Here is a 16,423-nt window from a genome sequence, read left to right as displayed (position 1 = left end):
GACATCCTCTCTTTGTCATTATTTTGCTGTATTATAGCTATAGTCCGTTAAAGAATAAATATAGAAATAATGGAGATCTATTGCATTTTTTATTTTATTCGGCTCAAACGTAAGCGTGATATTTCGACTTTCTCCCGCTTTAAGGGTCATTCCAGATCCGAAATTGAATACCTTTTCAGCAACAGTTATATCTTCCGTTGTAATGGCGATTTGGCTTCTAATATTTGTGACGGTATAGCTGTATTTATTCGTAATATTTAACTTAATGGACAGGCTTCCATCTTTATTATACGTATATGACACTTCATCAGCAGAGAATTGAATTCCTGGTCTGAAGTCAGGTTCAATGACCCTTGCCATAAATACAGCGAATTGAGCACGATTAATCGGTGTATTTGGTTCAAACCTTCCGTTTCCTACTCCTGTCGTAATTGAGTTTGAGGCCAGTGCGGTTATAAAAGGATACGACCAGTCTGATTTTTTAACATCGGTGAAGTTTGATTCATAAACATAATCTAATGAGAATGCTATCGTAAGCACTTTTGCCATTTGTGCTCTTGTAAGCTTTCCGTTAGGGTTAAAGTTGCCATTAGAGCCAGTCATGATTCCCTCGTCAGCAATAGTGGCAGCTGCCTTGTAATAAGGGTGACTTAAAGGCATATCTTTAAAATTTGGATTTGGACGATTATTTGTGTCCAAATGTAATGTTCTAATGATAATATTTGCTGCTTGAATCCTTGTAATGCTTTGTACAGGTTTGAAGCTTCCATCAGGATAGCCGGTGATGATTTTTTCATTTGTAAGGAAATGAATCTCATCATGTGCCCAGAAGTTAGTCGGAACATCGGAGAATCTAGCAGCACTTGCTAGATTCGGGAAAGTAAAAAAGGTGGATAGAAGTAAGACAAGAAATGCGGGAAGAATTCTTTTCAAACGATAACCCTCCTTAAAGATTCGATATATTTTAAATTTTACCATTTGTATATTTTGGTTAATATAGGTAGTTGGGCTTGTGTTTCTCGTGCAAGAACAAAGTATGAGTGATAGAGGTAGTGAAAAAATCCCATTTTATTCAGATGAGTTGGCGGGTAAACTAATTTAAAAGGGGATTCCCACCAACCTGGAATCACCATCACTCAAACAATTAAAATTTTTATCCATCAATTGATAGATTTATAGGTCCTCATGAGCATAGCGGTAAATTGGGCACGTGTAATGGATTGCCCGGGGTTAAAGTACTCTTGTTTGGTAATAATACCTCGTTCAACCAAAAGCTGCACAGCTTGATAAATTTCTTCATTGCTCTTAATGTCCTTAAAAGGATAGATCCGCCCTTTAAATGTAAACCCATCTGGTTCGAGGGAGCGAGCTAGAATCAATGCTATTTGTCCTCGGGTCAATGAATTATTTGGTTTGAATGTACCATCTTTGTAGCCGTTAATCACCCCTTGGTTATGTGCGGCCAGCAAAGACAAGTAATCCGCTTTAAGACTTTTGGATACATCGTTAAAAGGACTCTGCAAGGAACCTGAAATTTCCCAATGAAAAAGACGATTCAGCATCATTGTTGTATGCTTTCTTGTAATAGGGCTGTTCGGTTGAAACTTTCCACTTTCATATCCGTTTATAAGCCCGATCTCGGCACCTTTAATAATATCATTATATGCCCAGTGGAGAGAATTAACATCTGAGAATTCTACTTTATCTGTGATTTCCGGGTGTGAAACATTGATATAATTTGAATCTAGTATGTTCTTATTTTCGCCCATAATCACAGAGAAAATCCTTGTGTGTTTTTTATTTGGCTCGTAATCTGCAAAACTAATAGAATTACGTAAAGGTAGTGCAGGTGCTGCATATAACTCTTCTTCGTTAGCAAATAATATCAGCTGTTTTCCTTCAAGATTTGCACTGACTCCAAGAATTTGCTCATTTAGTTTATTAAGAGGCTGTCCGTTATTTAAGGATAACCAGCTAAGTGAACTAGTATCCTTTGTCTGGATGGCATTCTCGAGATTTAGTAATCCATAGCCTGTTTCGATATCATATCCTTTGATGCTCAGGTCAGTGGCGGAGTGGATTAACGCATTCCGTACTTGTACAGCATCATAGTTTGGATTTTTTAGCTTAATGAGGGCTGCTGCGCCAGCTACGAATGGGGCAGCCATTGAGGTGCCGGTCATATATGAATATCCATTCTTTAGATGTGTACTATAAATATCCTGGCCAGGTGCGCTAATATCAACCTCCCAACCAAAGTTTGAAGAGGGCACTTTCGTCATGGACGGGGATGCCCCAGCAACAGTAATCACTCCATCATAAGAGGCAGGATACACATTGTCGGTAGATGTATTCCAGTTGCCCGCAGCTGTAATGATTAGTATGTTCTTTTGTGCCGCCTCTGTGATTGTATCTTTTAATATAGATGTTTGGCCCCTACCTGCAAGGCTGAGATTAATTATGTCGGCACCAGCATTTATCGCATCTTTAACTGCTAATGAAATTTCAAAGTCGTCGCCAATTCCGTTTTTATTTAATACTTTAAGGGGGAGAATATCGACATTTGCTCTCCCGAGAACTCCGGTGCCGCCTTTGTTGTTATCACTACAGGCTGCTAGAATTCCGGTTACATGGGTACCGTGACCAAATAAATCTTCAGGCCATTTCAGATTTTCAACATAGTCCTTACCAAGTGAATAGAGAATATTACTGCAAAAGTCTTCATGAATACTCACTCCAGAATCAATGACAGCAATCAATAAATGATTAACACCAGTTACTTTCAGGATAGTAGGGTTTTTACTCCATGTTTGGTTTGGTTCAATTTTCACTTGTATGGTATGTAGTGCTGTATCCTTCGGTAAAAAGACATCCAGTTTTTGTAGTTCTCCTTCATTTGCCGATACTAATTTTCCGGTTGAGTCATAAACAGATAGCGTCCATGGTCCTTCAACAATATCTAATTCAACGCTTAGACGAGAGAGCTTTTCCTGACCGAGTTGAATGGAAAAAACATTTGAAGAAAAGGGTGCTTCTTGGTAAGTAAATTGTTCATTACCGTTTGTAATCATTTTGCCAATAACATGATTATGAACCGTATTGAAAGTAGGAAATACCTTATCGAAATGAATGTTGTTTAATCCCCATTGAAGAGAGTATGAGGGATCATTTACGATTGGATCCACTGCGACACTCTTTGAATAATTTGGTTCAATTTTTAATGCTTGTTCTCTTATCTGTAGAAGTTCGTTCTCTGAGTATTGTGCTTTAATAATCTTACCGGCTTGATTTAAAATATGTTCTTGCTCGTTTGCGGCAAATGTGTCGGCTTCTTCTTCAGATTGAAAATATAAAATCCACTCATCCCTTTCACCTGCTAGCGCTGACCCAACGAATAATAGGGAAAATAAAATGAGCATTGCGCTTATTCTTGCTGGCAAACTGTTCAACTCCTTTGTTTCATTGAATTTAACAACTCTGGAAACTATAATTTCGGCAAAAAAATTCCACAAGAATCGCGTCCTCAAAGTAGAAGGGGATCCTTGTGGAACAATGTATTACCGTTTACTTATAAACTGGAAAATCAAAGTAGAGTGTATACGCATCTATTGAATCATATAATTTCTTGATATTGTTTACTTGTTTAACAGACCAACCGATATCGGTTGCGTATTGATGTGTTCCTGGATTTTGCGGGTTCCATCTCATTTTGTACAAGGTATCCTGCTTGTAAGTAGGGTGGTTGACGTACATTTCCGAGATGAATTTCGCCCCACCAGTAATGGCTGCTTCAGGCGTGAACCAGCTGTTTTTATAAGCCGTTTCTGAACCGCATTGTAGCGGACATGCATCCAAAGCGCCGATTCCAAACATATTATAAACCATTTTTGGTGTCACAGGGATTCCATCTACACTGCTTACTAAAACGCCAGTAGAAAGATTTGAAGTTCCATTTCCTGTTTCTAATAAGGCGTGAGAGATAAGATACAGCTCATTAATATTATAGAGCTGACTTGCCTGAACAAAGGATGCTCCTTTGTCTTTTAGGATTCCTTTAGTAGAAAGAATCTTTTGGTTAATCTCCGTCGCGCTGATTCCTGCATTTTGGGAAAGGACCAGGAATTGGAAATATTCGGAGCTGATTTGTGAAAATTTATTAGGATCTAAATATTGTATGACATCTGCATCCTTCGCATTTTTCCACGGTCCGTATGTAATTTCATACCAATTGCCCTGTAAAGCGTTAATCTTAACTGTTGTGTTTTGTTTCAAACTGCCGACAATACGATAGTCTGTTCCAGCTCCATCACGAATATTAAGAGATGACGTGTTTACAACTCCTGTAGCCGGATATATTGTAATCGGGCTGGTAACTGTTACGTAGTCTTTATGAACATACGCTTTGTCATTACGGTACAAATCCGTTTGAGGGCTTTTTGTCATTTGAATATTTAATACTTCTTGCAATGTTTTTGTATATTGGGTTGTTTTAAAGATTGGTCCGACGATAACGGAGGTCTTTTCCACATAGCCGATTCGATTACCGAGTGAAATCCTCCAATAAGACCCGCTTTCGTCAATAATCGGATATCTTTCGTCTTTCAAAATGGTCGCAAATTGTACCATCTTGCCGCTTGTGTTATCAAATACAGCAGTGTCCTCTCTAGTAATGAAATCCTTGTCACTATTTTTTAGGTTTGCTGTATTGAAATTCTTGGCTGCGGTGCTTGCTGATGGTTTGGTAGGTTGAGCCAAAACATAAGCTACTCCGTTACCATACTTGACCTCATGCCAGTTTCCAGATTCTTTGATACGCTGATAAGTCTGCCCTTTTTGTAATTCAGCTACAGGCTTTAGTGCGCCTGATGAGTTATCGAACATTATCACATCATCTTCATACACTTCGAAATATTGATCGGTCGTTTGAAAAGGTATCTTCGTATTGCTTTGATGAACATACCCGATTCGTCCGCCAAAATCAATTTTATACCAATTACCCATCGTCCCTAAAATATTAACTTTTATACCTTTTGAAAGTGTTCCGAATTTTACTAAACTGCCTGATGAATTATCGAACACGTCGACAGCTTTTATCGTTTCGAAGGCTGTTGATGTAGTGACAGCGGTATTTTTGTTTTTAATTGATGCACCCGTATCAGGAGTGGTATTTATTTTTGCTACATAATATGGTTTATTACCCAATTGAATTTTATGCCAATTTTCGCCTAAATCACCTAATCTGCTAAACACTTGATTCTTCGGAAGTTCTGCAATTTGTACAAGACTTCCGGTGCTATTGTCATAGACAGGAGTATCCTTGGTTGTAAGGAAAAATTTATCACTTGAACTAAAAGCTTCAGTTGCTTGATTACTATGGATAAAGCCTGCTCTTCCAGAAAAGTTCACTTTATACCAATTGCCCATTTTTCCTGTAATAGGGTATGAAACCCCACTGTTGATTACTCCCATTGGGACAAGTGCACCGCTTGAGTTGTCCTGAACAACCGCATTTGTTTTCATTGTAATCATTCGCTCTGTTTCTGACTCTTTAACAGGATTCGGAAGCTCTGTTTTATTTCCTGGTACAGTCGAAGGAAGGTGTACATATCCGAATTTACTGCCAAATTTGATTTTATGCCAATTGGCACCGAGGGAAGAGTCTCTTTCATATGTCTGATTCTTCACAAGATACCCCATAGGTACTAAGCTACCTGTGCTATTGTCGTATACAACCAATTGGTCAATACTGGGCTTAAAGTACTTGGTCGCAGCAGTAAAGCTTGGTGTTTCGTTTGCTGCTTGGAATTTGCTCACCGTCACATCGGAGTGTTTGTCAGTTTGCATTGTTACCTTTTCTTCTATTTGTTCTACACGAGTTACTGATTCTTTAGGAACCGATTCTACAGTCGGCGTTGTTACGGTTTCTTGTTCATATTCTATATCTGGTTCCGTTATGGTTTCTTGTTCCTCGTCTATAGCTGGTTCTGTTACAGTTTCTTCTGTTCTATCTAATTGTAGATCTTCTTCTGAAAATGTAACACTTGAGTCCTTCGTGATTTTATATGTCACAGATCCAAGTACCACTAAATAATAATCTTCTTCCTCAGAAACTAGTGGAAATATAGAATCCTTTGGAAAAGAAGCGGTTCTTTCTTCTGTATCCACAGAAAATAAATCAATCCCGTTATCTGCTTTTACATATCTGATCTTACTCTCGTCAGTCACCTCTGGTGCATTGAGAGATATATCGCCCTCTGCTCTCTCTAATGCGCTTTTTTTAATAGTGAAGGAATGTTCTCCGATGAAAAATGACACAAAATCATCATTGTCATCCATACCTGAGAATTGAGCTCCTTTAAAAAGAAGCCCGGCTTCATTTCCATCTTCCGACATCACCACTGCGGAATCTGTGACAACTGTAAATAGAGAAGTAGTTGCAGAGTTTTCTGTTGTTGCTGCTTCAATTTGTAAGGGGCTCAAAATTGAAAAGATTAAGAGTGTACATAAAGTAAGTAGTAAACTTGCTTTTTTAATCATTTAATAATCTCCTTATGTTATTTTGTACCTACCCTGAATATCGACCAAAAATTGCAAATATGTAGTGGGAAATATTACCTGTTAAGAGGGCGGATTTAACCCGAAATATAAATTCCAATAGAGGTAAATGCAGGGAGGTTATTAGATTTGTTGTATTGATTCTACTATATTTTTCATGGATTGGTAGATTTTTATTTACTGTAACAAGAATGTAATCTATGAAAATCATTGATAAACATTTAATAGTTTCTTAGAATGGAAAAAGATTGAAAGGTTGAAAGGTGGAGAAACGAAGAAGTGCAGAAACGAAAATTATTCATAGTTTTGGGAATCTCGATGTTGTTAATACATGGTCTTCCTATCATTCATGCAAATGCAGCTACAGCGAATGAATCATATACGGTAACTCCTGGAGTTGATTATGCCGATTATCGATTTAAGATCAATTCACTAGAGCAGGCTGCGAGAGTAATGAGTATCGATTTAAACCGGCCGAATCTTACCATTGAACCGAGTATTCTGAGTCCGGTCAATAAGCTTGGGACGACATCAGCGAGAGCGAAGGCTAATACGTACGCAGGCCACAATGTTGTTGGGGCGATTAACGGTTCATTCTTCCACACTTCCAGCAGAATGCCTGCCTACTTGTTTGCTCAAAATAACCTAGTATCTACTCTTGGGGTAATATCTACGGGATCGGGAGAATATATGAGTGTGCCTTCTGCATTTGGAATCACTGAGGCTGGATCTCCACAAATTGATGTGTTCCGATATGATTCGTATGTCGAGATTGAAGGAGGGCGCAAGCCTATTTCTTCAATCAATAAAGAGCGTGGTGCAAAAGAAACGATTTTATACACGCCAGCTTGGAGCTACGATTCTACGAGAACGAATACATCTGGAATGGAAATTGTCGTTGAAAATGTATCAAAGACATTGGATACAGGCTTTAATTTTGGCGAAACTATCACAGGAATTGTGAAGGAAGTGATGCCTTATGGAAGAGGCGGTTCCTATATTCCTCAAAATGGATATGTTCTGTCCATTCATGGTGGGGAAGAGGCTGCTAAATATGCCTCAGTTAAACCAGGACAATCTATCAATCTCGTAATAAATGTTGAAGATAAATGGAAGAATGCCAAAAGTATGATTGCTAGCGGGCCGATGATTGTGAAAGACGGCAAGGTTGACATGACAATCAGCCAAAGTAGTGCGCGGGCAAAAGAAAGAGCTCCCCGGACGGCAGTAGCTTTAGATAAAACAGGGAAAAAGGTGTTCTTCGTGACTGTTGATGGACGGCAAACAGGATACAGTCGGGGAATGAATCTAACGGAATTCGCTCAGTATCTAGTTTCCATCGGCGCAGACCGGGCGATCAACCTAGATGGTGGTGGTTCAACGACAATGGTAGTGAGAAAACCGAGTAATATATATGCTACCTTGGTGAACAAGCCATCTGACAAAGCAGAACGATCTGTTTCTACTGTTTTGCAAGCCGTGAATACAGCACCTTATGGAGAAGCAAAAGTATTTGAGTTTAAAAAATCATCTAATGATGCGGTAATGGTAGGTTCTTCGATTACACTTCAGCATGATTATGCATTAGATGAAAATCTAACCTTGCTACCGTTTAATGCGAGTCTTGTTCACTATTCGGTTGAAGGTGACGTAGGGAGAATGGAAGGCAATACATTTATTGCGACCAAAAAAGGTGAAGGGTATATCGTAGGGACATACGGATCGGCTGTGAAGAAACTGCCGGTTACCGTCAAGGATGTTGTTGTAAAGCCTAAGTATACAGATGTATCTGCTGAACATTGGGCATTTAAAGAAATCAATTATTTAAGCGATAAGAAACTAATAACAGGGTATAGCAATGGACAATTTAAGCCTGAAGCGACGTTAACACGTGCACATGCTGCTAAGATTATGGCAGGTGCGTTAAATCTTCCACTTGAATCATCTAATTCGATGAAGTTTGGCGATGTACCAGCTTCACATATGTATTTCAAGGAAATTTCTGCTGTTGCCAATGCAGATGTGATGACTGGGAAAAGTGATATGATCAATTTCGACCCGAATGGAACTTTAACAAGGGCTCAGATGGCTGCTATTCTGGCTAGAGCGTATAAGCTTAAGGGAATACCAGAACAAACTTTCAGCGACGTGCCACTGGGTTTCTGGGCATTTGAAGAAATCCATGCTTTATCTGCCAATCAAATCGCTGTGATCAATGAGGAAAAAACTTTTAATCCCAATAATTTTGTGACGCGTGCGCAATTTAGCGCCTTCCTATATCGTATTTTCACGAAATAATCAATTCGTTCTTAGGTAAAAGGGTTCAGATATAGAGAAACTGACCGATACTATTAGGTAGATTGGAGCGTCAGTTTCTCTTTATTGTTTTTTAGTTTACTATTTAATAGATAGAAAGACATAGAGTGACGAATTTCCCCTATTTTCTGCGGGAAATTATTAAAACTTTGTAAATTCGCCATTTTTTTTGAGATTTCTATAAAAAGCGATAAAATCATCTCCAATATATGGTACAAATAGTAGGGGGTGATTTAATAATGCAGAAAAAATGGATGGTCGTATTTCTTTTGCCTATCGTCATGCTTATATGGGAAATAGGCGGGGGACAGGTAGCCGCTGTGGAAACCTATTTTGAAGTAACAAAGGACACAAAGGTTTACGATAACAGTACTGGAAAATTGGTAGAGAAAGCAGAAATAAAAGTCGGGTACGTGTTCAGGTCTAATGGAGCTCAGAATTCAGCTGGCTAACTCTTTAATTCAGTAATAAGAATCTTTTATACATAAAATATATGAAAAACCCTTCGTTTTCACCAGAAGTCTCCCCTTATGTCGGCAATCAACCAGTACCTGTGACTAGCTTTATGAAAATATCGTCACAAAACCATGCTGTCCCATTGATGCTGGCCGATTAGGTTATTAAGGGAGCATATTAATTCTCATATTGTAAGTGACCAATTTTAATTATCAATCTATTAAGTTAGAAAATTTTATAAAAAAAGAGAGGGGCAACTTTAAGTGCCGAATTGCCGAAAAGTTATTACAATCTGTTGCTATCTAGTCATTGGATTTTTCTTATTTGGAAGTCAAACTACTGCCTATGCAGAAGGAGCAACGTTTAAAGATGTCCCGTCTGATCATTTTGCTTTTGAAGAAATCAATTACCTGACGGGGTTGGAAATTATTACTGGCTATTCAGAGAGCGACGGTAAAGCATTCCGACCAGGGAACACAGTAACCCGAGCACAAGCCGCAAAAATGTTAGTCATTGCTCGTGGAAAATCTGAAGTTAAGCCTGCTAAAGCTTCATTCTCCGATGTTCCTAAAGATCATTGGGCGTACGGATGGATTGAGAGTGCACGTTCATTAGGATTAATATCCGGATCGAACGGTAAATACAATCCGAATGATCCCCTTACAAGAGCGCAAATGGGTAAAATCATTGCCATTGCGTTTGATCTTGATACAAAGACCGCCGCTGGTAAGGTGCAGGCATTCAATGACGTAGCCAAATCTCAATGGGCTTATGAATTTATTCAGGCCTTGTATTATAATGGCATTTCAAATGGGAATAATGACAGATTCGATCCTAATTCCGATGTTAACCGTGGGCAGTTTTCAGCCTTTCTTAGTAGAGGATTGAATGACAAATTTAAAGTTGAAGTGGTGGAAAAACAAGCTCCGGTACAAGGAGTTATTGCAAGTGGAAAAGTTACGGTTAGCTCGTTAAACATGAGAAACAGTACTTCATCATCTTCGGCTATTGTTTCAAAGCTTTCTAAAGGTAACGTTGTAAATGTCCACAGTATTAACGGATATTGGGCAAAAGTAACGTACAATAAGAAGACGGGCTATGTACATAAATCTTATCTGAAAATGAAAAGCGTAAATGGTCCACTAAGTAATCGAATTATTGTAATTGACGCTGGTCATGGCGGAAAAGATCCAGGTGCCGTAAATGGAAAATATAATGAGAAATCTATAGTGCTTAATGTGGCAAAAAAGGTTCAGGCGCATCTCGAAAAGGATGGAGCTAAGGTCATCATGACGCGACAAAGCGATACGTATCCAACCTTGCCTGATCGAGTTGAAATTGCAAAAGATAACTATGCTGAGCTATTTGTGAGCATTCATGTAAATGCTGCAACCGCTAGTGCAAAAGGTACAGAAACCTTCTACTATTCCGGCGGGGAAAACGCAGCGGAAAGTAAGGAGTTGGCAACCGATATTCAAAAACAAATCGTAGCTATGGCTAAAATGAATGACCGGAAAGTAAAAGATGGTAGCTTCTACGTTATTAAAAACCATACAATTCCAAGTGTCTTAGTTGAATTAGGTTTCATTAGCAATTCCAGCGACTTATCGAAACTAACATCTGCTCAATATCAGGATATTTATGCAGAGGCAGTCTATAAAGGAATAAAAGAATATTACAGTAATTGATACTATCAATTTTACTGAAATGAGACGGTCTTATAAGCCGTCTTTTTTTGGCTACGCTAACTTAATTAGCTGTTTTACTTACGTGGAAAAAATGGATTTTTTTTGTGAAAGACTATAATCGTGTTGTACTCATGCCATCTTATTGGAACTAAGGCAATCTTCATACTAGATGTTTCCGTATAAACACGATGTTCATTTCAGTTGGATTTTGATGACTAGCATAGCACCTCCTTCTAAAAATAAGCTATTGGAAAAATAAGACGAATTAATAGTTGTTATTTTTATTCTTTCTAAAATATTGCTATAATACACATATGCTGTTTTTGCGATAGATTGAATTGCAAGCATGCATTATTTTTTGATTTATAGTTATCTTTCGATAGAAAATGAAAAGACATAGGTGTTTACATGAAAATTGGAATAATAGGGAATTACGGTCATGACAATAACGGCGATGAAGCCATTTTAAAAGGAATTTTAACCATATTAAACGAACGTTATGGAGTTGAAAGGGAAGATTTAGTTATTTTCAGCAACCAGCCTGAGAATACGTATGAACGGTATGGAATTCGTTCTGAATACCTTATTCATAAGAAGAACAATATCCTTTCAACCATTGCAGCAACTTTGCAATCACGTCGACAGATTGTCAAGGAACTTGACGTTCTTATATTTGGAGGCGGCGGAATTCTCATGGATATGTATAAACGGGACATGCCGCTCTATTCAAGCCTTGCCGTGACGGGGAAAATCCATGGCTGTAAAATAGCTATATTCGGCGTAGGAGCAGGTCCGATACGTACAAAGATTGGGGCCGCGCTAATCAAATTGATGATTCGGAGCAGTTCGTCTATCTCGGTGAGGGATCATGAATCTTGCGAGTTATTAAAAAAAATGAACGCTCAGAAAGACATTCCTATTATAGGTGATCCCGCATTTTACCTGAAACCTAAAAGTGTAAGAATGGGGACCAATGAAATTAAGAGAATCGGTGTAACTGCTGTTCCTTACTTTAGTAAAGAGTATTGGCCGAATCCGGATGAAGCGAAGTATCAAGCTTATGTGAAAGGAATGGCGGCTAACTTAGATGAGCTGATTTCGAATAATCGTGTTGAAGTAACATTTTTCTCTACAAAATACCCTCAAGATGTTAAAGTAACAGAGGATATTTTTAATGAAATGACAGAGAAAGATCATGTGAATGTGATGCGTGAAAATATATATCCAGAAAAGATTATTGAACTTTGTGAGAAACAAGACGTAATCATCGGTACCAGATTGCATTCTTTAATTCTATCTGTTGCCTCATCCACACCGGTTATCGGAATTGGCTACCATAAAAAGGTGGAAAATTTTATGAAACAGATAGACAGGGAAGACCTTTACATTGATATCGAGACACTTATTCAGCCTGATGTAATTAGCACGAAGCTTCATGCTTTGCAACAGGATTGGGACAAGTCCCAAAAGGAATTTATACAACTATCTTCTTTGCAGCTCAAGAAAGCAGAGAAGGGTTTTTCCCAGCTAGATCAAATTATTCGTTAGGAGTAAGGTATTCATGTCGCAGAAACGGGTATTGGTTATCAGCAATATGTATCCGACTGAAAAGCATAAAAGCTTTGGGATTTTTGTGAAAAATCAAGTGCAGGCACTAAAGGCTGAGGGGCTGCATGTAGATGTAATTGCAATCGATAATCCAAACAGCGGAAAGATTAATGTCGCAAAGAAATATGGTTTTTGGTTTTTTCAGGTTATGATCAATTTAATATTTAAAGGATTTAGGTATGATATTATTCATGCTCATTATGTTTTTCCAAGTGGTTTTTTAGGCATGTTTTACAAGAAAATCTGGAAAAAAAGATTAATCATCACTTCTCACGGCGGAGACATCGATAAGATGGCAAGAAAGAATGCCACTCTTTTTAAAATTACGAAGCAGACTCTTACCAATGCCGATCATGTGATTGCTGTGGGCGAAGAGTTGCATGAAACGATACATAGGGAGTTTGGTGTAGAGAAACAATCCCTCTCTTTAATTAATATGGGAGTGAATAGAACCGTATTTAAACCAGTTGAAAAGTCGTTAGCGCAGAAAACTTGTAATCTTTCGGTGACAGATAGTCCTACGCTTTTATTTGTAGGGAATATTATTAAGCAAAAAGGACTTTTAGAACTGATTGAGGCAGTGAAGGGGATGATACAGGCATACCCTTCGTTAAAGCTTTATTTAATAGGCGCAGCCAAAGACGAGCGCTTTAAAGCGCTTCTGGATCAGGAAATAGAGGGTTCAGGATTAACTCAGCATGTTGAGCATTTAGATGCGATGCCACAGAAGGATATCGCGCAAATGATGTCTGCCGCGGATGTATTTATCTTACCTTCACATATCGAAGGATTTGGATTAGTCGCCCTTGAAGCTATGGCTTGTGGGACGCCTGTAGTTGCCTCGAACGTGGGAGGGTTAAAATATCTCTTGGAAGACCATAATGGGGAATTAATAGTTCCTAAAAATGCGGAAGCATTATCCCTTGGAATTATGAAAGTATTGAATGACAAAGAATATGCGAATACTCTTGCTTCAAATGGATTAAAAAAAGCTGCGGAAAATGACCAGGAAAAATTAACGAGACGTGTTATTCAAGAAGTTTATTTTCCTACTGGAGGGTAGGATATGGGTAAAAAACATAAAAAAAGAAAAAAGGTTTTGTTTATCTCTTCTTTAGGTGGGCATTTAACCCAACTATTACAGCTGGAGCCGTTATTTGAGCACTATGAATACCATATTATTACGGAAAAGTCAGTGATCACTGAAGATTTGGCAAAAAAGTACCCTATCTCGTTTCTAGTATATGGTGCGCGAAATTACTTATTTAAATACATGTTTAAACTTTCCTTTAATACGGTGAAATCTTTTTATTATTTTTGGAAGCTAAAGCCAGATGTCGTTATTACAACCGGTGCCCATACTGCCGTGCCGATGTGTTATATTGCGAAATTGTTTGGCAAAAAGGTAATCTTTATTGAGAGCTTTGCTAAAACGACGACCCCGACTATATCAGGAAGATTAATTTATCCTATTTCCGATCTGTTCATCGTGCAATGGGAAGGGATGAAGAAACACTATCCAAAGGCGGTCTATGGAGGTTCGATCTATTGATATTTGTTGTGCTGGGAACTCATGAGCTCCCTTTTAACAGGCTATTAGAAGCGATTGAAGCTGAAATTATCAAACACAATATTCAAGAGGAAGTTATCGTTCAATTAGGACATACTGAATTTGAAACAAAGCACTTGAAGTTGATTAAATTTATGTCCTATAAAGAAATGGAGAAATTGTATCAGGATGCTTCGTGTATTATTGCGCATGGGGGAACTGGATCCATTACCATGGGCGTGAAAATGGGGAAGAAAATTATTGCAGCACCTAGGCTGATAAAGTATGGTGAACACAATGACGATCATCAGCTTGAAATTGTGAAGCAGTTTTATCAAGCAGGACATATTCTCTCTTGGACAGAGGGAGTGGATCTTGGAGATGTGTTAAAGCAAATTAAAACTTTTCAGCCAGTTCCGTTTAAAAGTGGAAGAGGACAGATCCTTTCCATAATTAAAGACTTTGTCGATGGGATATAATTCAGAATTGGGAGCCAGGTGAAACTGTGAAGAAAAAAAGTTTGTTTGCAATTATCGGAGCAGTGGCTGTTATTAATTTACTTTCAAGATTAGTTGGATTTGTGAGAGAAATAGTTATAGGTTACCACTTCGGCACCTCAGAAATAGCTGATAGTGTCATTGTTGCTTATACGATTCCAAACTTCTTATATGTTGTAGTAGGCGGGGCAATCACGACCGCCTTTATTAGCGTTTATAGCAAAACGGATGATAATGGGATAAAAGCTGAGTTATCTAATGTGATTTTTACCTATACGTTCCTAATAGCGGCTTCGATAAGTTTTGTTTTTTCTCTATTCCCATTGTTCTGGATGAATTTATTTTTTTCAGGATTAAGCGATTCTCAATTAAAGACGACTTCTGCAATTTTTCAGATTATGAGTGTATCCACTGTATTTTTGGTACTTTCTATGTACTTTTCGGGAATTCTGAATACAAAAGGCAGATTTCGCGCTACAGCCATGGCACCGCTTATAAATAACGTACTCTTTGTTGTAATTGCGCTTATTGCTTTTCCGATATTTGCAGAGATGGGGTATGCATGGGGAGCTGTAATCGGTTCAGTGGTAATGGCAGTGCTTTTATGGGCAGAGTTAAAGAAGGACGATTTCCGTATCGGATTTTCATTTAAAATAAATCATCCTGAGTATGCTTGGCGTTTTTTGAAGATTAGTGTCCCGATCCTTTTAGGTGGTGCCACGTTACAATTCTATTTCTTAGTGCATCGAATTTTTGCAGCTTCACTAGAGGGAGGATACTTATCTGCTCTAAACTATGCATCAAAGTTGACCCAGCTGCCTCAAGCCGTTTTAATGACAGCAGTAACGACGGTCATTTATCCATTAATTGCTGTTAAAGTAGCAAACAATGAAACAAAATCACTTGAGAACATCTACAATGATGGCTTACGTTATCTTCTGTATTTGATGATACCAGTCACTTTATTTATTTTCTTTTATACGGAGGATGTCGTTACACTTATTTTTGAATACGGATCTTTTGACAAGGAATCTTCCGTGATGACAAGTGGTCTTCTTAAAATATTTGTACTTGGAATGTTTGCTCATGCAGCAAACGTTTATGTGACTAGGTTTTACTATGCAATGGAAAAAGCGTTTCTACCAGTACTGAGCGGTGTAATAGCTGTGTTTGGTGTTAATATCCTAATTATAGTTCTTTTTATTGAAGAATTCGGCGCAACGGCCATTGCGTGGGGCACTACAATTAGCGCTTATTTTCAATTTTTTCTCTTAATTCTAGCGGGCCCATCTAAACTGAAACTGAATATAAGATTGGATGGAAGCTTAGTTAGAATGGGGGTGTTAGCGTTATTTCAAGTTATGATTTTTCTCATTCTTTCGCATTATTCCAATTCATTCACTTCCATATTTAATGCGACACTTGGACTCTTCCTATTAGTTCTTTCTTTCATCGGATTATCGATTGCCTTGAGGATTCAAGAGTGGCAGAATATAGTCAATAAAATTCGAGTAAGAAAAAAATAGAACTTCCGATTCTCGGGAGTTTTATTTTGGTGATAATTGTAGTTCCCCCCTCGAGAGTTACCAAATAGACACCTTTCGGTAGGCTAGTTGGTGAACGGAGTAACCTTGTGAATAATCCTAAAAGAATCCGTTGAATATATGTTTCCCCAATTTCTAAAAATAAATGACATGAATTTTATTTGAATAGAGTAGTTTAAAGATGGGAACTAAGTATCAGTAGTAATATAA

11 protein-coding genes are annotated in these 16,423 nt (G+C 38.1%); 8 read left to right on the top strand and 3 right to left on the bottom strand.

Features of this window, described 5'->3' with window-relative positions:
• Positions 1-18 precede the first annotated feature (18 nt).
• The 3 genes from AC1MGI_RS03460 to AC1MGI_RS03450 form a co-directional block, all read right to left on the bottom strand.
• Positions 19-933, bottom strand: a complete 915-nt coding sequence (locus tag AC1MGI_RS03460; protein WP_480348553.1) for an S-layer homology domain-containing protein — start codon at positions 931-933, stop codon at positions 19-21.
• 227 nt (positions 934-1,160) lie between these two features.
• The gene (locus AC1MGI_RS03455; RefSeq protein WP_480348552.1) at positions 1,161-3,440 is read right to left on the bottom strand and encodes a S8 family peptidase; all 2,280 of its coding nucleotides are present in this window, start codon (positions 3,438-3,440) and stop codon (positions 1,161-1,163) included.
• A 124-nt stretch (positions 3,441-3,564) separates the two neighbouring features.
• Positions 3,565-6,537: an SH3 domain-containing protein gene (locus tag AC1MGI_RS03450; protein WP_480348550.1), complete on the bottom strand. Its 2,973-nt coding sequence runs from the start codon at positions 6,535-6,537 to the stop codon at positions 3,565-3,567.
• A 297-nt stretch (positions 6,538-6,834) separates the two neighbouring features.
• Here AC1MGI_RS03450 and AC1MGI_RS03445 point away from each other — a divergent pair, with 297 nt between their 5' ends.
• The 8 genes from AC1MGI_RS03445 (at position 6,835) to murJ (ending at position 16,195) form a co-directional block, all read left to right on the top strand.
• Entirely contained in the window at positions 6,835-8,853 is a 2,019-nt protein-coding gene (locus AC1MGI_RS03445) for a phosphodiester glycosidase family protein (RefSeq protein ID WP_480348549.1), read from the top strand.
• 257 nt (positions 8,854-9,110) lie between these two features.
• Complete coding sequence (locus tag AC1MGI_RS03440; RefSeq protein ID WP_480348547.1) at positions 9,111-9,323, top strand: hypothetical protein; 213 nt, start codon at positions 9,111-9,113, stop codon at positions 9,321-9,323.
• Between the two features lie 267 nt (positions 9,324-9,590).
• Positions 9,591-11,015 carry an N-acetylmuramoyl-L-alanine amidase gene (locus AC1MGI_RS03435; RefSeq protein WP_480348546.1) on the top strand — a complete coding sequence of 475 codons (1,425 nt, stop codon included), beginning with the start codon at positions 9,591-9,593 and terminating at the stop codon, positions 11,013-11,015.
• 408 nt (positions 11,016-11,423) lie between these two features.
• Positions 11,424-12,563, top strand: coding sequence for a polysaccharide pyruvyl transferase family protein (locus tag AC1MGI_RS03430; protein WP_480348544.1), 1,140 nt, complete (start codon positions 11,424-11,426; stop codon positions 12,561-12,563).
• A gap of 13 nt (positions 12,564-12,576) precedes the next feature.
• Complete coding sequence (locus AC1MGI_RS03425) at positions 12,577-13,686, top strand: glycosyltransferase (protein WP_480348542.1); 1,110 nt, start codon at positions 12,577-12,579, stop codon at positions 13,684-13,686.
• Between the two features lie 3 nt (positions 13,687-13,689).
• Positions 13,690-14,175: a PssD/Cps14F family polysaccharide biosynthesis glycosyltransferase gene (gene pssD, locus AC1MGI_RS03420; protein WP_454213354.1), complete on the top strand. Its 486-nt coding sequence runs from the start codon at positions 13,690-13,692 to the stop codon at positions 14,173-14,175.
• Positions 14,172-14,651 carry a PssE/Cps14G family polysaccharide biosynthesis glycosyltransferase gene (gene pssE / locus AC1MGI_RS03415; protein WP_480348540.1) on the top strand — a complete coding sequence of 160 codons (480 nt, stop codon included), beginning with the start codon at positions 14,172-14,174 and terminating at the stop codon, positions 14,649-14,651. The genes pssD and pssE overlap by 4 nt, the downstream gene beginning before the upstream one ends.
• A gap of 26 nt (positions 14,652-14,677) precedes the next feature.
• Positions 14,678-16,195 (top strand): murein biosynthesis integral membrane protein MurJ, encoded by a 1,518-nt coding sequence (gene murJ / locus AC1MGI_RS03410; protein WP_480348538.1) that lies wholly within the window; start codon positions 14,678-14,680, stop codon positions 16,193-16,195.
• The last annotated feature ends 228 nt before the right edge of the window (positions 16,196-16,423 follow it).

Source organism: Peribacillus sp. BM1 (assembly GCF_056679975.1).
Note: the sequence above shows the minus strand (reverse complement) of the source record. Positions and strands in the feature narration are given on the sequence as shown.

Bases quoted from the DNA above. Each gene is read 5' to 3' on its own strand.
- AC1MGI_RS03425 (WP_480348542.1), top strand. From the start codon at position 12,577: ATGTCGCAGAAACGGGTATTGGTTATCAGCAATATGTATCCGACTGAA.
- AC1MGI_RS03450 (WP_480348550.1), bottom strand. From the start codon at position 6,537: ATGATTAAAAAAGCAAGTTTACTACTTACTTTATGTACACTCTTAATC.
- AC1MGI_RS03440 (WP_480348547.1), top strand. From the start codon at position 9,111: ATGCAGAAAAAATGGATGGTCGTATTTCTTTTGCCTATCGTCATGCTT.
- AC1MGI_RS03430 (WP_480348544.1), top strand. From the start codon at position 11,424: ATGAAAATTGGAATAATAGGGAATTACGGTCATGACAATAACGGCGAT.
- pssD (WP_454213354.1), top strand. From the start codon at position 13,690: ATGGGTAAAAAACATAAAAAAAGAAAAAAGGTTTTGTTTATCTCTTCT.